Origin of the sequence: Psychrobacter pacificensis, from assembly GCF_018336615.1 — a bacterium.
In the GTDB taxonomy this organism is placed as follows: Bacteria; Pseudomonadota; Gammaproteobacteria; order Pseudomonadales; family Moraxellaceae; genus Psychrobacter; species Psychrobacter pacificensis.
In genome coordinates this window covers 682522-704355 of the sequence record NZ_CP048752.1, presented here as the reverse complement: position 1 = coordinate 704355, position 21834 = coordinate 682522, and the positions used below count along the sequence as shown (strand labels likewise).

The 21834-nt window shown below is 43.7% G+C and carries 16 protein-coding genes; 2 read left to right on the top strand and 14 right to left on the bottom strand.

The window, feature by feature from the left end; genetic code table 11:
- Positions 1-234: 234 nt before the first annotated feature.
- Together GYK50_RS03070 and epmB are read right to left on the bottom strand one after the other, a co-directional pair.
- Positions 235-1974: a hypothetical protein gene (locus GYK50_RS03070; RefSeq protein WP_212564255.1), complete on the bottom strand. Its 1740-nt coding sequence runs from the start codon at positions 1972-1974 to the stop codon at positions 235-237.
- 291 nt (positions 1975-2265) lie between these two features.
- Positions 2266-3273 carry an EF-P beta-lysylation protein EpmB gene (gene epmB / locus GYK50_RS03065; protein WP_212564254.1) on the bottom strand — a complete coding sequence of 336 codons (1008 nt, stop codon included), beginning with the start codon at positions 3271-3273 and terminating at the stop codon, positions 2266-2268.
- 162 nt (positions 3274-3435) lie between these two features.
- Here epmB and efp point away from each other — a divergent pair, with 162 nt between their 5' ends.
- On the top strand, positions 3436-4008 hold the full coding sequence (gene efp / locus GYK50_RS03060) for an elongation factor P (protein ID WP_058025610.1): 573 nt from the start codon (positions 3436-3438) through the stop codon (positions 4006-4008).
- Between the two features lie 218 nt (positions 4009-4226).
- Here efp and GYK50_RS03055 read toward each other — a convergent pair whose 3' ends face one another.
- The 12 genes from GYK50_RS03055 to GYK50_RS03000 all read right to left on the bottom strand — a co-directional run bounded on the left by GYK50_RS03055 (position 4227) and on the right by GYK50_RS03000 (position 18204).
- Entirely contained in the window at positions 4227-6002 is a 1776-nt protein-coding gene (locus GYK50_RS03055; protein ID WP_420070469.1) for a GAF domain-containing hybrid sensor histidine kinase/response regulator, read from the bottom strand.
- A 21-nt stretch (positions 6003-6023) separates the two neighbouring features.
- Positions 6024-6905 carry a tRNA threonylcarbamoyladenosine dehydratase gene (locus GYK50_RS03050; protein WP_212564252.1) on the bottom strand — a complete coding sequence of 294 codons (882 nt, stop codon included), beginning with the start codon at positions 6903-6905 and terminating at the stop codon, positions 6024-6026.
- 69 nt (positions 6906-6974) lie between these two features.
- On the bottom strand, positions 6975-7961 hold the full coding sequence (locus tag GYK50_RS03045; protein ID WP_212564251.1) for a TatD family hydrolase: 987 nt from the start codon (positions 7959-7961) through the stop codon (positions 6975-6977).
- 512 nt (positions 7962-8473) lie between these two features.
- Positions 8474-10729, bottom strand: a complete 2256-nt coding sequence (gene gspD, locus GYK50_RS03040) for a type II secretion system secretin GspD (protein WP_212564250.1) — start codon at positions 10727-10729, stop codon at positions 8474-8476.
- A 78-nt stretch (positions 10730-10807) separates the two neighbouring features.
- Positions 10808-11704 (bottom strand): type II secretion system protein N, encoded by an 897-nt coding sequence (locus GYK50_RS03035; RefSeq protein WP_212564249.1) that lies wholly within the window; start codon positions 11702-11704, stop codon positions 10808-10810.
- Positions 11705-12541: a type II secretion system protein N gene (gspN, locus tag GYK50_RS03030; protein ID WP_212564248.1), complete on the bottom strand. Its 837-nt coding sequence runs from the start codon at positions 12539-12541 to the stop codon at positions 11705-11707. It abuts the gene before it with no gap.
- A 242-nt stretch (positions 12542-12783) separates the two neighbouring features.
- Positions 12784-13107, bottom strand: coding sequence for an H-NS histone family protein (locus GYK50_RS03025; RefSeq protein ID WP_186473828.1), 324 nt, complete (start codon positions 13105-13107; stop codon positions 12784-12786).
- A gap of 454 nt (positions 13108-13561) precedes the next feature.
- Entirely contained in the window at positions 13562-13999 is a 438-nt protein-coding gene (locus tag GYK50_RS03020) for a BLUF domain-containing protein (protein ID WP_093070607.1), read from the bottom strand.
- A gap of 57 nt (positions 14000-14056) precedes the next feature.
- Positions 14057-14575 (bottom strand): BLUF domain-containing protein, encoded by a 519-nt coding sequence (locus GYK50_RS03015; RefSeq protein WP_212564247.1) that lies wholly within the window; start codon positions 14573-14575, stop codon positions 14057-14059.
- Positions 14576-14650: 75 nt separating this feature from the next.
- Positions 14651-15325, bottom strand: a complete 675-nt coding sequence (locus GYK50_RS03010; protein WP_212564246.1) for a hypothetical protein — start codon at positions 15323-15325, stop codon at positions 14651-14653.
- An 813-nt stretch (positions 15326-16138) separates the two neighbouring features.
- Positions 16139-16753 (bottom strand): single-stranded DNA-binding protein, encoded by a 615-nt coding sequence (gene ssb / locus GYK50_RS03005; RefSeq protein ID WP_212564245.1) that lies wholly within the window; start codon positions 16751-16753, stop codon positions 16139-16141.
- Between the two features lie 86 nt (positions 16754-16839).
- Positions 16840-18204, bottom strand: a complete 1365-nt coding sequence (locus GYK50_RS03000) for an MFS transporter (protein WP_212564244.1) — start codon at positions 18202-18204, stop codon at positions 16840-16842.
- 671 nt (positions 18205-18875) lie between these two features.
- Between GYK50_RS03000 and uvrA the strand changes: the two genes are divergently transcribed.
- The gene (gene uvrA, locus GYK50_RS02995; protein ID WP_212564243.1) at positions 18876-21782 is read left to right on the top strand and encodes an excinuclease ABC subunit UvrA; all 2907 of its coding nucleotides are present in this window, start codon (positions 18876-18878) and stop codon (positions 21780-21782) included.
- The last annotated feature ends 52 nt before the right edge of the window (positions 21783-21834 follow it).

The window sequence follows — 21834 nt, the reverse complement described above, 5'->3', positions numbered from 1 at the left end:
TTTGTTTAATATTATTATCAAAAAAAACATCAGCCTTTTTTCTTATACGGTGCAACCCCTCTTTCTTTCAATATAGTAGAACCTCAATAAAATTGATACAGCATAGGAAACGCGCTCGATTAAACGCTACTTTTCTTGCTTGCTGTGACTGCGTCTTCAGAGGCTGCGAAAAATAGCGTTTAATCTTGCTATACCATTTTTATAATGGTTTCACTATAAATACATAAATAGACATTATTTTGCTATTTCGTATTGACTAAACCCTTCAGTTATCATCAATCTACGACCCAAACGTAGATGGGTTTGTTTACTGCTGATACGCATGATGACTCTATCATCAGGCTGAAAGTAAGACGAAGGTACAATCAGCGAACTCATGGTTTGCAGCTGCTCATCCTTACCCAGAATCAGCGCTGGCACAAAACAATGCTTCTGTGGGTCCCTCCCTTCCAAGCGCAATCCGCATGCCACAATCTGATGACCAAGCAATTGCCATTCAACCTCTTTGTTTTTGGTATCAAAATGCCGCCAACGTACTACCCCTATTGACCGATCAGGCTGCTCTGTCACATCAGGTTGACAGAGTAAGAACAAACTCATGATATGTAATGATGGCGGTGTGGTTGCAGCAAGCTCGCCATCTATCATATCCATATCAAGAGCTTCCTCTCCAACATGCTCTTCATTCAAGACATCTACTGTTGGCACCAATCGCAGTGTACGAAATAATGACAGACTGTCATGGCTGTCAAACACCTCTATGTCTAATACGCTATTACTGTTTTGCTCTGTATTAAACGTGTCATAACGAGGGCGCTCATCTATGGATAACTCATCTATTGCTATCAAGCTAGCAAAGCTGCTTGAGTCAGCAACATGGTGATGGATACTGTTAAAACCAGCGATTAAACTCGCACGGTGTTTGAGACTATATTTAGTAGGCAGCGTGAGCTGTGGTTGTAGATAACGATAACTGACTGTCATTGATATTGTATTCAACAGACCGTGTCCTATCCCCACATTACTGCTCTCAGTGGATAGCTGCCTACGTGAATTAAAATACTGCACCATAGGAGTCAGCTCTAAAAACAAACAGTCATAGCGATCTTCATAGGGATTTATCTCAGAGTTGGGCGTTAGATACGTTGGTGGTTTATCACTCTGTAAATCTACGAACACGCGTGTTTCCGTCGTTGGTTCTATTGTCGCAACAATATAATGAGACCATTCAGGCAATAAACGTTGTACCAATAGAACATTAGGACGACGCATGGCACATACATTCAATAAACTATGCAAACATATTTGGCAATAAAGCTGATGAATACTATTTGTGTAGGGTGTCACTGTTTCTCGATTCAACTCGAGATGAGACACACGCTGTTGATAAGCGAGGTGGTACAACTGATTAATTCTGAACCAGAGATAATCTGATGGCTTGCGATAGCAAAGTGCCTCTTCACACAATAGCTTGTGGTACCTCAGCAGCGACTGATAAATGGCAACCGTAAGCGTATTGGCGCGCTTTTTATTGGTATTAAAATAGCGCGGAAAACCTTTCTTTAAAATATTTTTTGGCGGACTGTTTGATATTAATTCTTGACGACGTACAACCTTGTCATAAGCCAAAATAATTAAATAATGCAAGGATTTTACTTGAGCCACATAACCCAACTGCACCTCACTCAGCGCGCCTGTTTCATAAATATACTGCTGTCGTAACGTGGCAATCAACCGATCTGAAGCATCGCTCACAGCCGTCATCAGTTTAAGGCATTGAAGCTCATCTATATTGGCCTCGCATAATACGGAGAGAACTTTTTCTAAGTGCTCAGCTTGCTGCTCTTGGGTTTGTGAAGATAGCGTTGTCAATAGTTTGAGCAAATGATGCTCTTGGCCGCTCACTGATTGGTTTGGCGTTGGTAGTGGCTCTTTGGAAGAAAGGGCTTCTTGAAACTTAGATAAAGTTATCATCAGTATTCCTACTCACTGTTGGTCACTCTGAGTAAGTTGACAAGAGGCAAGTATGCAACCACACAAAGTAGAGCAATATCAGGTAAAAAGCATGCAAACTGTGTATTGTTTTAAAGAGACTATGGGTATGAACGATAGACGTTTTATTGTTAGACAATATATTTTAGGCGTTCTATCAATATAATGTCTGATACCGTGACCCCCTTCTTATAAAAAATCAGTCACTGACCAATTTTTATCAACAATCGTCTCTTTTTAACAGGTTTTTACTGCACCCCTATATTGCCTGCATTAAATATGTTTGTAAATATCAATCGGCACCTTAAATGGCCTATTCGGCAGTTCTCTGACCAACTTAGGTACCAAATATCCCGGTAATGCTGCCAATATCGACCAGTAAAGCTCAATTGACGACCGCTCGTCGCTATCAAAATGCGCGGCACCAGCCACCTTATCCAATACGTACAAATAATACGGTAGTACGCCACAAGCAAACAAACGCTGGCTTAATTCTGTCTGAGCATCGATATTATCGTTAACACCTTTTAATAGTACGGCTTGATTTAGCATCGTCACGCCAGCTGCGCGAGCACGTTGAAGGTACTCTTCTGTCAGATCATCAATCTCGTTGGCATGATTGCAGTGAATCACCATCACAATACGGCAACGACTTTGAGACAGTCTGTCTAATAGTACGTCATCCAATCGGGCTGGAATCACCAGCGGTAGACGAGTATGCAGTCGAATTGTCGTCAGCTGCGGAATAGATTCCAAAGTATCTAACCATGCAAACAGACGTCTATTGGTCACATTTAAAGGATCACCCCCGCTCAAAATCACTTCATTGATTTCAGGATGCGCGCTGATATAGTTGATGATATTTTCTTTTGCATCAGCAGTTGGCATATTGGCGCTATAATCGAAATGCTGGCGGAAACAGTAACGACAATGAATCGCGCACGCCCCAGTAATCGTCAGTAATACTCTTGATTGGTACTTGTGCAGCATTCCTTTGACAGGGTTTTGGCTGTTTTCGCTTAAAGGATCTGCTACATAGCCTGTGACGTTGATTTGCTCTTGTTGGTCTGGCAGTATTTGTTTTAATAGCGGATCATCACGGTCGCCCACAGTCATTTTTGCCACAAAGCCGCGCGGCACACGCAGCTCAAAATGCTTCGGCACATAGACCTCTGCACGTAGTGAGTCGAGTTTTAGGAGACTGAGCAACTCGTCAACAGAGGTAATGGCTTCCGATAATTGCGTTTGCCAGTTTTTTTGTGTGATTAAATGGTTTATCATGACAGCCTACTACCTGTGCCCAAAATCGGATATTATACGCCCTTAGTGTCTACCCTATCAAAGTATATCGCTAATACGTAAGCACTTGGCTTGGCAGCAACTTTTGGTACAGTCAGCCTCATATCTATCTACTACCATATCTACAACCCCTAGGAGTCTCTTGTGGCAAGTTTTTCTACTAATGAATTTAAAGCTGGTCTAAAAGTCATGCTGGATGGCAACCCTTGTGCCATTCTTGAAAACGAATTTGTCAAACCCGGTAAAGGTCAAGCCTTTAACCGCGTTAAGCTGCGTAATCTTCGTAGTGGTAAAGTACTGGAGCAAACATTCAAATCAGGCGACAGCTTAGAAGCGGCTGATGTGATGGATACAGAAATGAACTATCTATACAATGATGGTGAGTTTTGGCACTTTATGCACCCTGAAAGCTTTGAGCAAATTCAAGCTGACAAAAACGCGATGGGCGACGCGATACAGTGGTTAAAAGAGAACAGCAATGCTCTATGCACCATTACTTTGTTCAATGGCACACCTTTATCAGTAACGCCGCCTAACTTTGTTGAATTACAAATCACAGAAACCGATCCTGGTGTACGCGGTGACACCTCAGGTGGCGGCGGCAAGCCGGCTAAGCTAGAAACTGGTGCCGTGGTACGTGTACCGCTATTTGTACAGCAAGGTGAAATCGTCCGTGTTGATACGCGTACGGGTGACTACCAAACTCGCGTAAACTAATAGCGCGATAAGCGTGATTGATCGCTGAGATTGTTGTGTTGATCACTAATAAAAAAGCTTAACCGCTCTATAAACGGTTAAGCTTTTTTGTGTTTACAGCGGCTGTATTTATTGTCGCATAGTCGCCTTTAACGTTTGGTAGCGCCTAGTATTTAGTTAGTCGCGCCTAATATTTAATAGTCATTGTCATGGCAATTATCATGATAACGACCTGTGACTTACTCTTCTTCTAATTGCTTTTGTATCAACCAATATTGTACTAAAGCATTTAGCTGCTCCTGTTTGAAGGGCTTGGTGCAATAATCTTGCATACCAACTTTTAAGTACTTTTCGCGCTCTCCATCCATCGCATTGGCAGTCAAAGCGATAATAGGTGGTAGGTCTTGAGGGTCATAAAGCTCATGCAGCTTAATAGTGGCCTGTACACCATCCAAAATCGGCATATGATGATCCATCAAGATGACATCATAACGTTTGGGAAACAAAGCAAAAGCTTCAATCGCTTGTTGACCGTCAGTCACATGAGTGACGGTATGACCGCTATTGGTCAGTGCCTTTCTGGCAATAATGGCATTAACGGTATCATCTTCTACCAATAAGATATGACCTGCACGCTCGTGGCTAGGCTCTGCCATTGTGAGATCATGAGAGTCTTGCCATGCTTCGTATTTCTCTTCATCAATAGTCGGTAGCGGCAATAACACTCGAAATGTAGTACCAACGCCTACGGTACTATCGACACAAATATATCCACCCATCAGATCGACAAGAGATTTGCAGACGGAGAGCCCAAGACCTGTACCACCATAGAGACGATGCGTGAATTTATTGGCTTGATCATAAGCATCAAATATTGCCTCTAATGACTCAGCTTTTATACCGACACCTGTATCTGTGACCTCAATACATAAGGTCATATTTTTATCCGCCTTACGTTCTAGCGTCTCCTGCCTCATGCTATTTTTGTCAATATTTTCGCGATAGCAGTTATCCATATGCTTGACATCAATACTCACTCGCCCGCCCTCACGAGTAAACTTAATCGCGTTATTGACAAGATTTGCAATGATTTGTTTGAGACGTACTGGATCCCCTTTTACATAAGGTAATAACGACTCGGTATAATGGTAATCTAGCGTCAAACCTCGTTGACGTGCCTTAATAGAAAATAGGCTGACCACTTCATTACATAATGTAGATAAATTGAGTGGGATAGAATCAATAGTCATTTTTCCAGACTCAACTTTCGATAAGTCCAAAATCCCATTAATAATCACCATCAAATGCTCATTAGAGACTTTGATGTTATCTACATACTCTCGCTGTTCAGCGCTAAGCTCGGTGTCACCTAGCATCTCTACCATACCAATGATACCGTTCATTGGTGTTCGTATTTCGTGACTCATATTGGCCAAAAAGTTAGATTTCATCTCATTGGCGTGTTTGGCATCACGTTCTTTATCCTGTAGCTTCAACGCATCTGCTGCCATCATCGCAAACTGCGCCAATACCTCTTTTTGTTGGTCACTAAAGCTATGGTTGGGCTTGGTATCCATCAGGCATAATGAACCTAACCGGTAACTTTTATTGCCCTCATGCAAAATGATCGGTGCACCCGCATAAAACCGCAAATGAGACAAGCCAGTAACTAATGGGTTCTGACGAAAGCGACTGTCCTCCAATGCATCTGGCACCACAAAGACTTCGTTAGATAAAACCGTATAATTACAAAAGGCTACTTCACGTGTTGTGGTACGTACACTCTCAGTCTCACTGTTGAATTTGCAGGCTGTTTTTAAATATTGCGTTTCCTCATCCATAAAAGTGATCGTTACCACCGGCACATCAAAAAACAGCTTTACGAGTGCAACGAGTCGATCAAATGCAGGCTCCTCATCTTCATTGAGTACCTGATATTTTTTCAACTTGTTGATACGCTCTACTTCATCTACCGCTACTGGGTAGCTGCTTTTAGGTGAGTTAGATATAGACAAGATCGACTCCATTAAATAATATCAGACGCTCGATTGGTGACTCGTCTGCTTTATCAATAATTGTAACGCTTCATTGACCATAATCATTGCGACCACCGATGTGACGACCACTGCCGACCCATAACCACCACATTGTAATCCGCCTGCTTGGCAGCTCTTATCCACATGTGGTGGCTCGGTAGAATAAACACATTTGATACCGAACTTCTCTTTTAGCGCGCTATTGATGCCTTTTTCGTGGCGCAGCTTGTTACGCAATTTGGCAAGCAATGGATCTTGATAGCTATCACGCAAGTCGCTCACTCTTATTTGACTTGGATCTATCTTACCACCTGCACCACCTGCACAGACCAGCTTTAATTTATTAAAACGGCAATGTAGGGCAATCGCCAGCTTGGCATTCATATCATCCACGCAATCTAAAATTACAGTAGGCCTACCTTGATCGGCAGCTGCTTTCGCTTCGTGGCGACCCGGCAGTAGCGCTGCGACGTTTTCGACGGTCAAGAAATCATCAACGAGATTTAAGGTGACTTGAGGGTTGATCTCCTTAATACGTGCCGCCATTGCCTCAATTTTGCTTTGACCAAACGTACTGTCTAACGCCGGTAGCTGCCGATTGACATTAGAAGCAACCAACACGTCCAAATCAATCAAGGTAATCATACCGACTGCCGTACGTGCCAACGCTTCTGCTGCCCAAGAACCAACACCGCCTACCCCAATGATATAAACATGCGATGATGCAAACGTATCGACAGCGGACGTGCCATAAAGCGTACGCGTACCTTGGAAGCGGCGGTCATACTGCTCATTTTTTTCATCTACGCTAGCTTGTACATTATCATATTCGGTAGTGACTGGCTCTACGACTGGGTGCTCAATTTGTCTGGTTTCATTCATAGCTTTTTAAATACTCTTTTTAAATATTTTGACTGTGCTTACTTCATCTTTTAAGTATAAGTTTAATAATTATGTTGGGTAGGCCCAGTTTACTTTTAGGGCATCGCAGCTATTTTGCCATAACTGCTTAGCAAGTTTATCCTGTGAGACACCCAATAACTCACTTAAACTCAACAATACCCAAGGCAAATTAGCAGGGATATTTCTATCGTGTGCATGTGCCATTTTTGATTCGCTATCTGGACTTTGTCCTAGCGCCAACTGCTGACTATTTGAAGTTTGGCACATAATCGGCGTCATGTCCGGACAGTCTGTCTCAATCACCAAGCACTCAATACCATATGTATCCACAGCGGCCTGAATAGCACGGCGCAGTTTTTTGGCGTTCGGATTGGTCACCTGACCTGTAACACCCAGCTTAAACCCTAGTTTCACAAATGCCTTGGCTTCTTGTTCACCACCACTAAAACTATGCGCAATACCGCCCAATGTATGAGCATCGTATTCATGCGCTTTTAATATAGCAAGCGCTTCGGCATGCGCCTTACGAATATGAAGCATCACTGGCAACTGATAGGTCACAGCGGTATCTAGCTGCGCCTCAAAGAACCGCTTTTGTTTATCAAAAACATCAGGCTCTTTCATTGCATCAGTAAAGGTATCCAAGCCAATTTCACCGATGGCTAATGGTCGACTATCCGCAACCATTTGTGCCAATTCTGTCAAATGAGCATCAGTATGCTGCTCGATATAAAAAGGATGTAAGCCTAGCGCAATATGGGTACAGAAATCAGACTCGTTATGCTCGCCAGTGTCTATGCCAAAACGCTTTGATAACTTATCGATCAACTGCTTAGTGTCATACATACGCTCAAAATGCTGATAAAGATAACCAACCAGCACAAGATGACGTATACCTTGATGGTAAGCTTTTTGCACCTGTTGCTCTCGATCATTATCAAATACTGGCGCATCAAAATGTGTATGGGTATCAATGAGCGGATAACAATTGCTCAAGGCTTGATTTACCCTATTTGATGACTCAGGACCAGACATAAATACCCTCCAAAAACAACGTGTTTAGCAAAATACCTTATCAACCATCATATTATACACATGGTTGTAGTAACAGCTTATTCAAGCAATGCCTCGTTTATTATAAAGCGCTATGCGCCCCTACTGGGTATCCTTATCCCCGTGATGAGCATTCTTATTTTTTAAATTTGCGATATTAGTGTCAGTCACCTTATCGGATTTTCGACTACTACGCCGAGGAATAATCAATAAGGCGGTGGCCACAGCACCCAAGACCAGCCAACTTTTACCCCTTTTATGATTTGCCATGACTGTCTCTACCTATTGATACAGCAGCAATTTTATGGATATAAATGTGCATACCTATTTTTATCTCACTAAAGTTTAGTATACGTAAAATACGACGGTCGCTCTGTTTAGCTGTGTTACGAATACGCAAGCCAATGTATGATGTAATTTTTGTTTATTACACCGTACATTGGCTTGTGCTGATTTAATATATCAGTTGTTTAAAGTGGTGGTTAATAGCTGCTTTAACGATTGAGAGGATATGTCGTTATACCATCGTTGGGACTATCTACCTTAGTGAAACCTTGAGGGGTTGACCGCGGGGTTTGATCGCGCTTAGGAATAAGGGGGTTGAGCGGCATCAATTCATAGTCTGCATCGACATTACCATCCCAGCCCTGTGTTCCGCTCAACGGGAGCTGTTTGATCGTACCATTTTTATCGATGACCAATTGCAGTACACGCATCTGGTTAAATTTACGCTCGGTCACACTGGCAACCGCGCCACCATCACGTAAGATGGTTGGTTGTAAAAATATAATCAAGTTACTCTTTTGAGTACTGTCATTGTCAGAGCGGAACAACCTGCCAATCACTGGTACATTTCCTAAGCCCGGAACTTTTTGCTGGCGTGTGGTGCTATTGTCACGCATCAAACCACCTAGGGCGATGGTCTGCTGATCATCGGCTAAAATCGTTGTATTAATGAGACTTTTATTGGTAGTCAAACCACTAGCATTGCCAGTAGTACCTGGTACGACGGAAGATACTTCTTGTGAGACCTCCAAACGTACGGTGCCATTATCACCAATATGGGGGATAACGTTAAGATTGATACCAATATCTTGACGATCAATGGTCTGAAAAGGGTTGTTTGAGTTGTTACCACTAGTAGTATAAGAACCTGTGACAAAAGGTACGTTTTGACCAACCAAGATACTGGCCTTTTCATTATCCAATGTCAAAATAGACGGCATGGACAATAGATTGGCACTGGTAGAAGAGTCGAGTGCCTGCAAAATGGCACCATAAAATTCCGTATTACCCTGACTGTCTTTTCGGCTATCGCCAATCCCAACCAAAGCACCAACGATAGAGCTGGCAGCGGAGCTAATACCTGCGGCGCCCGCAGCAGCACTACCACCCAATGCGGCAGCGGCCAAGGTGGTCGCACTAGCACCGACATTATTGAAGTTAACGACACCATAGCCACTATTGGCATTACCAAGCGCCCACTGAACGCCTAGCTGGGTTGCATCATCACCTGAAACTTCGACGATAGCAGCTTGAATTAAGACTTGTGCGCGGCGACTATCCAATTGGTTGACCGCATCTTCAATCTCAAACATGAGCTCAGGATCTGCATTGACGATGACGGCATTTTGCGTCTCGTCAGCGATGATACTAAAGGGTTTTCCACCAACGCCTGTGCCCGCACTACTGGTACTGCTGGTCGGTACAACGGCTGTGCTACTACTACCGATGCTGTCACTCGCCGCATTATTGATAGCGGCACCTGTACTGCTGGCATCATTTAAAGAAGCGGACTCTAACGTTGAGGTGGCTCCAGCACTATTAATCGATTGATTGGCCAAAAGGCCTCGTAGCATATCAGCAATATGACTGGCGCTGGCATACTTTAGGCGAAAGACACGTAAACCGCTCAGTCTTCTTGTCGGTGTGGTATCTAATTGATTAACCATCTCCTGAACTTTGGCAATCATCTCAGGGCTGCCTTTGACCAGCAATCGATCACTTGATGAATCAGCGATCACTTTGAGTTGATTATTACCACCTTGTGCTTGTCCGCTACCAGCGCTTGCCACCAAGGCACTGATTAGCTCCATCATACGTTCGGCATCGACGTGGCGTAATGGTATCACTTGAAGACTATCATTGACGTTGCTGTCCAAATCACGGATAAGGGCCGTGAGTTGGTTCAGACTATCCGCACGATCTGATAGCACCAGCGCGTTCACACCAGGCACAGCGGCGGCATGTGCAGACTGCGGCATTAAAGGTCTTATAACGCCCAATACTTCTGCTGCTTGAGTATTCGTCAAATAAATCACTCGGGTTGCGAGCGACTCACCGACACTATTGCCGCGCAAATCAACGGCGACACCAGACTGCTTGGCGACATTATCTGGCACCAGTTTGATTGTCGTACCTGACTCTATCGCTGCAATCCCATTGACCTGCATGACACTTAAGAACAGCTGATAAATCTCATCACGCGATAAGGCTTTGTTTGAGATGACCGTCACATTGCCGTTGATACGAGGATCAAGGACAAAGTTTTGGTCGGTGATGGTTGCCACCTCATTAATAAAAGCTTTGATATCGGCATCTTGTAGGTTGACCTTCCAGCTTTCAGCATTCGCAAGGCTCATACCAACAGCCCACAATGGTACCGCTAGGCAAAGAGGACGACACAGGCGCATCAAACGCGGCAGGATACGGTGTAACGGTGTGGCTGAAAATTGATGAAAACTTACCATATTGATAATTACCTACAGTGATATTGCGTCATATGTACTGAGTTTTTAACGAGCAATCTTTGCTAAAAGTCCGTCTTATTAGAACTGCTGGCGGATAGTAATAACTTGCTCACCACGTTGAACCTCGATTTGTGCTTCGCCTGCTTGCTGTACTTGCTGTAATACGCTTGCATCCTGAGCAGGATTATTGCCCACGTTTTGCCCGTTTACTGTCAACACTTTGTCGCCTGGCTCCAGTCCGAGTCGATTGCGTAACTTCGATGGCATCGCTGCGGTGACTTGATAGCTTTCACCTGAGGCCATCACGCCCATTCTACTTAAATAACTGGCAGGATTTTCTTGCAGCGCGGTGACCGCCTCTTCAATCGCCGTTTGCGGACTGCTTTCACCATTCGTCTCTGTCGGTTCAGGCGGCGTATCTTGTAGTGTCTGAGGCGCAGTCGGTAACATACTATTGTCTGGCAGACGCTGATTACTGACGCCGCCTGCCAGCATATCACTTTGATCTAGCGGGATAGCATCTGGCATGCTAATCACTGTTTCTTTATCATTGGCATCCGCGATAATAACCGAATTCCAGTCAACAGCGACAAGAATATAGTCGCTGTCTTTTAGTCCATCACCAATTCGGTAATTTTTCACCTCACCATTTATGTTAAGCAACGCTGAAGACATGCTCTCCGGTATGGCGAGTAGTACGCCTTTAAGCTCAACATTGGGTGGTGGCTGGACTGCCGCTGCAATAGGGTCAGGATCAGCAAATATCGCAAACAAACCACTATAGTCATTGGCAGACTTTGTATTGTTTTGCAAAGGGGCTAGCGGCAATGCTGGTGCTAAGGGCGCTGCTAATAGTAACCACAAAAGACGCGCCGCTGTCCAACATAGCCAAGCAATTGCCAGTAGCAACAACCACCCTGAAAAACGATTGAGAGTATTCACGACAGGCTTTAAGCTGGCAGCAATATTTGACATTTAAGGTGCCCCCAGACCAGCTAGCAGCGGCTGGCGCACACTAACGACTGGTGTATCCTGCGGTGCTTGCCCTTTATATTCAGGCATGTTTTCTAGTAGGCGCTGAGTCAGACTGACATCTAGCATGTTATCCCCGTCTATATACAGATCGCCTAAGCGCTTATCTTGATTATTCAATAGATTGATATGCAGCAGGTTTTTATTGTTTTTTTGCTCAGCACTCAGCTCAGCTCGCAATGCAGGCATAGTAATATAAAAAACCTTACCACCACTTGGATAGCCGACTTCACCGCCAACCCAGGTCAACTGACCATCAGCTTCACTAAATCCCGCCGCATTTTTAGCAGACTCATTCTCAGCGGATTCCGATGATGCATTGTCGCTAGACTGACGCTTTAACGAAACGCCATTGACTTGAATGGGTGTGTTAGGCAGTTGCCAATCAACCACACTTACCAAAGTCTCAGGAGCAATCTTTCCGCTCATATCATCAACTTGCCATGAGTTTAAACCCAGCTTTACCTGTCCGTTCAACCTCGTTTGCTCTGAGTTGATAGTCACATCGGCACCAAGCTTGCCTGTGAGCAGTTGCCATGGCTGCCATGACCATTTGGCCATCCCTGTGAGCGGTGTCGATGATAGAGGAATTTGCCAAATGGCAGAGCCCTGCCATACATTGCCAGACACATGCTGCACATAAGGCGTATTGGGTGCATACTTTTGGACTAGCCATGCCGCTGGCATTTGCAATAGGGCAAATAAGGCAAACAATACAAATCCGATCAGCCACCAAAGCTTGCGGGGACGCTTATGAGACAACTCAGATACTTGGGCCACGGTTGCACAACTCTTATATAAGACAAAAACGTCATTATCATAACAAACAATGACCTATAGATGACAGAAAAAAAGCCAGTATCTTTTTACCAAAATATTGGCAATAGAGATACTGGCTTTTTTATTTTGCAAAGCTTCAGCGTTTATGACTAAATGATTGTAAATAAACCATTATCCATAAGACTGATAAGCTCCGTCCCGTACTGTGTTACGACTCAAAACTATCTAATTGGATAGCCTAATTAGATAGCAAAATCCTCAAGGTCACGACCTGCTGCTAGCGCTTCAACCAACCATGTTGGCTTACGTCCGCGACCAGTCCAAGTTTCTTCCTTGTTATCAGTATTGCGATACTTAATACTGCGTTTTTTCTCTAGTTTTTCACCAGCTTTTAAGATCTCTTCAATCGTAGCGTTGCTGTCTTCTGCAATTTGCTCAAACTGAATATAAGCATCATACAAACGCTGATGCTGTTTTTTGGCAATAAGCTGCTGTGCATTTTCGCTGATGGCACGTAGTTCATCTACGTTTAAGTTATCTAAATCAATTGCGTTATTTTTACTCATAGTAAGTCCAACTGTCGGATAAAAAATATCACCTCAATAGAGACATTGTACCTATTGAGATACCTGAATGATGACTCATTCATTATTCAAAAATTAATAGTTTTTAAGGGTTAATTTGATTTTTGATTAATCAAAGATTATTCATAATTATTTTAATAAACATGAATAATAAAAATATTGCTGGCAAACACAAGCATTCATTATACCTTATATAGCAAATGGCTATCGACAATAATTACTTATCAAAACTTAACTCAACAAATTTCTATTTTCTATAGTATTTCTTAAATGCGGTATTCCCTGAATATTAGTACTTTTTCATTTTTTAATAAAATAACATTCATTCATACACTATATTAATAAATCTGATTTATTAGCATCTAATAATTAGGCGCTGTAGCAAAAGTATATGAGCTTGCGAACGAATGCTTGTCTAAACCCTAACGACTTTTATTTAGCCTTTTTGTGCACTCAGCTCATTCATCAACCCATGAGCAGATTCAGCATTTAGCAGGTAAGGGTTAAAACCAATAGTCGTAGAGTACTTTAAATAGATTGCGGCGTTCTCTTCGGTCGGAGACGCATAGTTCATCGACCATTTCGCCCACTCCCTATGCTTTAGCTCACGTGTGTCAATAATCTGTAGGTCGTGATGACGCTCATCGGAAATGAGACTGTATAGCAATCGATTAATTTGCGCTCTTGGGCCTTCTATCGTCTGCAAAAAATAATCTTTATTGAACGTTAGCATCCCAGTGATACTATTAGCAGCGTTATTTATCTGTGCTTGCTGTAATATTTCATTGAAATCGGTCGCTGATACATTCGGGTTTGCACGGCTAGCATAGGTCATGCTCACTAAGATATGGGCATCTGCGTGTGTTGATGTCATGTTTGTTCTCTTATACAAATATTATGAAAGCGGATCGCATTTATAGGCATTACTCAATTAACCAAGGGCATACCACGGTTTTTTCTTTTGAGAGGCACGCTGCTCTTCTTGCTCTTGAAGCTCTGATAAGGTGTCAATCAACATCATAATCTGATTGGTGCTCATCAAATAAGGATTGAATTCGTTACCTGTCGAAAACTTCAGTGCCAGCCCCTTGTTCTCATCGCTTGGAATCAAATACTTCATTGACCATTTGTTCCAATGACGCTGCTCAACCTCACGGCATTCTATGACTTGTAGAGAATGATGACGCTCATCTTGCACAAGCTTTCTAAGCAAGCCATTGATAACCGGCCTAGCCCCTTCGATACTTTGTAAAAAGTAGTTATGGTTAAACACCAACGCACCAGTGATGCCATTGCGCTCATTGTTTTGCCGAGCCTGCTCAAGGATACGAGTGACCTCACCATTAGCATTATCAGTGTTGTAACGGCTGATATAAGTCAGACGCAAAATGATATGCTCACCCTGCCGCATTTTTAGACTATTTGACTCTGAGAGATCGACTGATTCCATAATTTTTTCCAATTAATTTGCTAGATTTATAAAAAAGGCGGTGCAGGTATTGCTAATCACTCATCAATGGCCGTACTAACGTGACTGTTGAATTTTTTTCATAAATTTGCTCATACCACGTGCTAGATTCGCGTTACTGCTCTTTTGTACTTCTTGTGCCAACAGTAATAATTGCGCGCTGTCCTCACACTGCTCTAGACTCAGTAAATAGCCCCAAGCTTCTGCAGGTGGTGCATTTTTTTCAATGTAGGTCGCCAAGTCAGATTTAAGGGTTCCATAGTTGGCACCAGCAACTTTTGCCTTAAACATACTACCGATAGACTTTTTGCCAGTCTCTGCAATTTTGCTTGGCGGTTTGCTATTAAAAGTACGATCGAACTCTATCTCAGTACTGATATCAAATGAGTTGTCTGTAGATTGAGGTTGCTTAGCGACTGGTACTTGAGGAACAGTAGGTGCTTCGTTTACAGTAGATACCTGAGGCGCTGTTTGGATTTGCGAACTAGCGTTAGCAGCACCAATCAGTTCAATACACTCAAGCTCTAAAAGCAACTCAAATAAAGGCCCAACACCGCCAAAATCAGCAAACATTTTGCTATTATCAAGCGTATCAAGGTAGTTTTGATACGTGCGTTTGCCATCAATCATAATCAGCAATGTTCTCGCTTCTCGCGGCAATATACCGAGACTTTGAGACTTTATTTCTGCTCTACCTAAATCGCTTTTGCGAAACACGTCACCGTAGTTCATGCTTTATACTCAGTATTGACAGCAAGATAGGCATCTTACCGATAAGACGCTGACCCAGATAATTTTTGTTCTTTTCAGCCATGAATGGCCAAACTCTGATAGATTTGAATTTATTGTTAACTGATGCTTTACATGCAACTTTGGCGCTTAAAATCAGCTACACTATTTAATTAAATAGAGTATATCAATGTCATTAATAGACTGTTAGCACTAATTGAATTGGATAGCACAAACGGTTTATATAAGGTATAGAAGGTAGTTTTTATAAGTTTCAATATAAAAATTGAAAATAAAAATAATGACAACAACGCTTTTAAAAAATAACGGTTATAGTCAATCCTAAATAAAACAGATACATTATATATCAAGGTGGAACTGGTCTAAATTTCCCTTGCGTGCTGTGCCTACGCAGACAGAGGCTGCGAAAAATTTATCCCAGTCCCACTGTATCGTTTTTATACTGAATTCACTATACATACAACAGTGAATAACCACACTTCCTTGATAAACCACTCAATAGTAATCGCATATATTTCCAGCCTTTAATAGCAGAATGAAAAATAAACATAAGTTTTTTTTATTAGCAAAATAACAATAAGTAAGTCTATTATTTGATACTTAATCTCTGATATCGCGTGAATATAAACATATAGGTAATTTTCTAATAATTTATTCATAAAACTAAAAAAACCCGCTATTAACGGGATTTTTAATTCAAAGATACTTGTTCAAATCTCTATCTTTTAAACAAAAAAAGAGCCTATAAATATAGGCTCTAATGACTTTTCTCTACACTATCAGGTTATTGTATTCCTAAAACGGGATATCATCGTCTACAGGGCCATCTGGCATTGCCGTAGGCTTAGATTGCGCGGGTTGATTAAACTGATTTTGCGGCGCAGGTGCATTTTGGTTATTAAAGCTGTTCTGACCGCCACTCGGTTGGTTATTGTAGCCGCCTTGCTGTGCTGGCTGGCTACCTGCTTGCTGACCGAAATTATTTTGGTTGCTTTGACCGCCTCGGTTGCCGTAACTGTTTGAGTTCTGTCCACCTTGATTGTTACTAAAGCCTCCATTATCGCTTTGGCCACCACTCATACCATCAAGCATCTGCATTTGCTCAGCTCGAATCTCAGTGATATAACGGTCTTGGCCGTTCTGGTCTTGGTACTTACGCGTACGCAAGCTACCTTCGATATAGACCTTGCTGCCTTTACGCAGATACTGCGCGGCAATTTCGCCTAAACGGTTAAACAGTGAGATACGATGCCACTCTGTCGCTTCTCTTTTTTCACCGCTTTGTTTATCCGTCCACTGCTCAGATGTCGCAACCGAGATATTAGTCACGCTACCGCCATTATTGAACTGGCGTGCCTCAGGATCTGCTCCAAGGTTACCGATGATGATAACTTTATTAACTCCGCGCATGATACCGTCCTTTTACTTATGAATAATTATTCGATAGAAAAAATGATTCCTATCAATGATATGATTTTACTTTAACCAATTTTTGTTTAAATATCTAGTGGGCTTTGTGCCAGATGCGACAGTGCTTGTCGCGAATCATCCGTCAGTTGGGTCTTGTCTAATTTTAAATAAGCGACCTGTTCTTTTGCCATAACGACCAGCTCATCCACGCCATCAACTGCTAGCATCTGCCGAGACCAATCTTGGATATTGATGTTTTTAGGAATGGTTACTGTCGTGCTCGACAGATAAGGTGGCTGGGCAATGGGGATAATCAGCAGCAATGCGATGCCCATGACAAGTGACAAGAGCCCCCATGCCAGCAAGTTAGACTGATTCAATAGCAGCCCGCCCATCGCGCCACCAACAAAAGCCCCTAAAAACTGGCTAGATGAATTAAGCCCCATCGCGGTTGCTTTATTGGCGACTGGTGCACGCTTAGATATCCAAGATGGAATCGTCGCCTCAAGTAAGTTAAAACCCATAAAGTACAGTAGCAATCCAAAAATAATACCAACACCAACCTGACTACCAAAAGCAAGAAATGCCAAGGCTGCAGTCATTAAGGCGATAGCAGCTAGAAAGACTTGGCGCATTTTACGCTTCTTTTCAGCGATAATAATAAAGGGAATGGCGACGGCAAAGCCGACAAACAATAGCGGCAAGTAGACCAAGCCTTGCTGACGTACCGATAAACCCATCACCTCTGTGAGCTGATGCGGCAAGAGGACAAATATCGCTGTCATGGTCAAATGCAGCGCAAAAATTCCAACGTGCAAACGGTTTAAGTCGCCGATTTTGAGCACAGTAGCGAGTTGCTCACCGATCGATTTGTTATCCAGATTGTGCTTGAGCACGCGCATTGGCGTGGGTACGACAAAAAGTAGCAGCATCGCTAAAATAGCAAATGCTGCCGTCAGCCAAAATAATCCTGAGATACCAAGCGAGCCTACTAATAACGGCCCAAAGGCAAAGGCGAGCATGATGGAGGTAGCAATAGTCAAGCCCATCGTCGCCATTGCTTTGGTACGCATCTCCTCACGCGTCACATCAGCCAATAGCGCCATGAGTACAGCAGAAACCGCGCCACTGCCTGCCAGCGCTCGACCAATGATCACCTGATAAATATCAATGGCATTGGCGGCAATAATACCGCCCGCCGCAAACAGTATCAGACCAAGCATGATAATCGGCTTACGCGGAAACTTATCGGCGGCAAGGCTCATCGGTATCTGAAAGATCGCTTGTCCTAGTCCATAAATACCAACTGCCAAGCCAATCAAAAACGGCGTCGCGTGTGCATAATTGTCACCATAAACAGAAAACACCGGCACAATCATAAACAAGCCAATCATACGCAAGGCAAAGATGCCACCGACTCCGAGGATTGCCCGTTTCTCTACGCTATTCATACTTGCCTCACTGATTGATCATTGCTGTTTTTTCACTGCTGGTACTTGTACTGCACCATGATTTATCACTACTGGTTTATCAAGACACTGGCCTATAAATCAAGCCCCCTAGTATAAGACATTCGCCGTTTGGTTGCCGAGACTTTTGTCTTACTGACGCCCCCGCCTATAGCGCATCAACCCAAGCCATTCATACTACGCAATTATTTTGTTACCAACTGCGTCAGATGCGCAATCATACCTTGAATAATGCGGTCGCCATAACAATAAAGTAAGGCGTTATAAACATTATTATTCATTAGCTCGAACGACAGTTCAAACGACAAACTCCTCTGTAAAATGACATTTTTGGTCAAAACCATAACAAACGATGCCTGTTACTTAACAGGGGTTTGATTTAGATTTGCTTAGTCGAACAGAAATCAATCGCATCAAAGACTGCAAAATAAGAAAACAGTAAATTGGCATGTATAGCCCTTACTTCACGAACGTATGAACACTTTATAAAAGCACTATTTATAACCATATTTTTTATAACAGAGCTATTTATAACGACATTATAAATTTAGAAATCATTCGCGTTTTTAACCCATAATTTTACTGATCCGTATTTACCTTTTCATTTGAGATATTTCCCAATACTCTTTTAGCAAATAGGAAACCCATAAACGATGGCACATGACCATATCGCAATACGCGGCGCACGTACTCATAATTTAAAAAACATTGATTTAGACATTCCACGAGATAAATTCGTGGTAATCACTGGCTTGTCTGGCTCAGGTAAGTCGTCACTGGCATTCGATACGCTTTATGCTGAAGGGCAACGTCGCTATGTCGAGAGTTTGTCAGCATATGCGCGTCAGTTCTTATCGCAGATGGAAAAGCCGGAAGTCGATAGCATCGAGGGTCTCTCTCCTGCGATTGCTATTGAGCAAAAATCGACCAACCATAACCCGCGCTCAACTGTTGGGACGATTACCGAGATTTATGATTATCTGCGTCTATTATACGCGCGTATCGGCACGCCTTATTGCCCAGAGCATGGCGAACCTATGGTGGCGCAGTCGGTGACCGAGATGGTCGATCAGGTTATGGCACTCCCCGATGAGACCAAGCTTATGATCCTTGCGCCAGTAGTGCGTGAGCGTAAAGGAGAGCATACAGTGCTGCTTGAGCAATTGATCGGTCAAGGGTTTGTCCGTGTACGCGTCGATGGCGACGTGTACGATACCGATGAGCTACCAACACTGGATAAAAAGAAAAAGCACACCATCGAAGTGGTGGTTGACCGCTTTAAGGTTCGTGATGATTTGGGTAACCGTGTCGCTGAGAGCTTGGAGACCGCGCTACGTTTGGGACAAGGTCTAGTGACGCTGCACTTTATGGATGGCAATCCTACTGAGGGCGGCTCTGATAATCAAGTGATGTCTGCCAAGCACAGCTGTCCGATTTGTGATCGCGCTGTACCTGAGCTTGAGCCGCGCATGTTTAGTTTTAACAACCCCTACGGTGCTTGCCCAACTTGTGATGGACTCGGTAAGCGTCAGTATTTCTCTGCTGAAAAACTTATTACTCACCATGAAAAATCGCTTAATCAAGGCGCGATCAATGGTTGGGATAAACGTCATGCCTACTATTTTGGTTTGCTGAGCACGGTCTGTAAGCATTTTAATATCGATATGGATATGCCGTGGCAAGACCTGAGCAAAGCGCATCAAGACATCATCATGCAGGGTTCTGGCAAAGAAAAGCTCACCTTTAACTTTACCGATGAGCGCGGACGTAAAACCAATAAAACCGTTCCTTTTGAAGGCGTACTACCCTATCTTGAGCGCCGTTATGCCAAAACGCAAAGCAACTTAGTGCGTGACGAGCTGGCAAAGTATCTGGCTGACACCACGTGTAACGTTTGCGATGGCGCGCGTCTGAACGAGATTTCGCGCAATGTGCGTGTCGATGAACAAACCATCGCTGACATCGTCAAGCTCTCCATTGGCGACGCGGCGGACTATTATAAGACTCTAAAGATTGACGGTCATAAAGGTGAAGTGGCAGAGAAGATCTTTAAAGAGATTAACGAGCGTTTAAATTTCCTCGTTAGTGTCGGGCTAGATTATTTGACCCTTGCTCGCTCTGCTGAGACGTTATCGGGCGGGGAAGCACAGCGTATCCGTCTTGCTAGCCAAATTGGTGCGGGTCTGATGGGCGTGATGTATGTCCTTGATGAGCCGTCCATTGGCTTGCATCAGCGTGATAACGACCGCTTGCTAAAGACTCTAACACGCCTGCGTGATTTAGGTAATACCGTACTGGTCGTTGAGCACGATGAAGATGCGATTCGTCAAGCGGATCACGTCATCGATATCGGTATTGGGGCTGGCGTACACGGTGGTCATATCATCGCCGAGGGTACGGTCGATGAAGTGATGGCAACGCCAGACTCGCTCACCGGACAATATATGTCGGGCGAAAAACGCATTGAGATACCAAAAGTGCGGCATAAAGCCAAAACTATGGAAGTTGAGACCAAAGGTAAAGCCAAACCAAAGCAGGTGCCAATGACGATCGAGCTAAAAGGCGCCTCAGGCAACAACCTAAAAGACGTCGATCTGAGCCTGCCCGTTGGGGTGATGACTTGTGTCACGGGTGTATCGGGTTCTGGTAAATCAACGCTGATTAACCGTACGCTTATGCCTATCGCCGCCACACAATTAAACAATGCCTCAACGCTAATCGCGGATAAGCATGACAGCATTAGCGGTCTTGAGCATTTGGATAAAATGGTCGATATCGATCAAAGCCCAATTGGTCGTACCCCGCGCTCCAATCCTGCGACTTATACTGGCGTCTTCACTCCCGTGCGTGAGATGTTCGCGCAAACCCCTGAAGCCCGCGCACGTGGTTATAAAGCTGGGCGCTTTAGCTTCAACGTCAAAGGCGGACGCTGTGAGATGTGCCAAGGCGACGGTCTCATCAAAGTTGAGATGCATTTCTTACCGGATATGTATGTGCCGTGTGACACCTGTGAAGGCAAGCGTTATAACCGCGAGACCTTAGAGATTCACTATAAAGGCAAAACCATCGCTGACGTGCTCGAGATGACGGTAGAGGACGCCACTGAGTTCTTCTCAGCGATTCCAGCGATCTATCGTCGCCTGCAAGCGTTGATGGATGTGGGACTAAGCTACATTCGCTTGGGTCAATCCGCGCCGACCCTATCTGGCGGTGAAGCGCAGCGGGTGAAACTGGCACGCGAGCTTGCCAAACGCGACACGGGACAGACGCTATATATCTTGGATGAGCCAACCACAGGTTTGCATTTCCATGATATTGATAAGCTGCTCAACATCTTGCATGCGCTACGCGATAAAGGTAACACCATCGTGGTCATTGAGCATAACTTGGATGTTATCAAAACCGCGGATTGGGTGATTGATCTTGGCCCTGAAGGCGGTAAAGGCGGCGGCATGATTATCGCTGAAGGTACGCCTGAGGAAGTGGCGGAAGTCGAGGGCTCGCACACGGGTGAGTTTTTGAAGCCGATGCTTACGCAGGTGGTTTCTGAGGCGGGTTAGTTTAGTTAATTGTTTGGTTTTAATTTAAAGGCTACTCTTTTGGGAGTGGCCT

Bases quoted from the DNA above. Each gene is read 5' to 3' on its own strand.
- GYK50_RS03070 (WP_212564255.1), bottom strand. From the start codon at position 1,974: ATGATAACTTTATCTAAGTTTCAAGAAGCCCTTTCTTCCAAAGAGCCA.
- epmB (WP_212564254.1), bottom strand. From the start codon at position 3,273: ATGATAAACCATTTAATCACACAAAAAAACTGGCAAACGCAATTATCG.
- GYK50_RS03050 (WP_212564252.1), bottom strand. From the start codon at position 6,905: ATGAATGAAACCAGACAAATTGAGCACCCAGTCGTAGAGCCAGTCACT.
- GYK50_RS03045 (WP_212564251.1), bottom strand. From the start codon at position 7,961: ATGTCTGGTCCTGAGTCATCAAATAGGGTAAATCAAGCCTTGAGCAAT.
- gspD (WP_212564250.1), bottom strand. From the start codon at position 10,729: ATGGTAAGTTTTCATCAATTTTCAGCCACACCGTTACACCGTATCCTG.
- GYK50_RS03035 (WP_212564249.1), bottom strand. From the start codon at position 11,704: ATGTCAAATATTGCTGCCAGCTTAAAGCCTGTCGTGAATACTCTCAAT.
- GYK50_RS03025 (WP_186473828.1), bottom strand. From the start codon at position 13,107: ATGAGTAAAAATAACGCAATTGATTTAGATAACTTAAACGTAGATGAA.
- GYK50_RS03020 (WP_093070607.1), bottom strand. From the start codon at position 13,999: ATGACATCAACACACGCAGATGCCCATATCTTAGTGAGCATGACCTAT.
- GYK50_RS03015 (WP_212564247.1), bottom strand. From the start codon at position 14,575: ATGGAATCAGTCGATCTCTCAGAGTCAAATAGTCTAAAAATGCGGCAG.
- GYK50_RS03010 (WP_212564246.1), bottom strand. From the start codon at position 15,325: ATGAACTACGGTGACGTGTTTCGCAAAAGCGATTTAGGTAGAGCAGAA.
- ssb (WP_212564245.1), bottom strand. From the start codon at position 16,753: ATGCGCGGAGTTAATAAAGTTATCATCATCGGTAACCTTGGAGCAGAT.
- GYK50_RS03000 (WP_212564244.1), bottom strand. From the start codon at position 18,204: ATGAATAGCGTAGAGAAACGGGCAATCCTCGGAGTCGGTGGCATCTTT.
- uvrA (WP_212564243.1), top strand. From the start codon at position 18,876: ATGGCACATGACCATATCGCAATACGCGGCGCACGTACTCATAATTTA.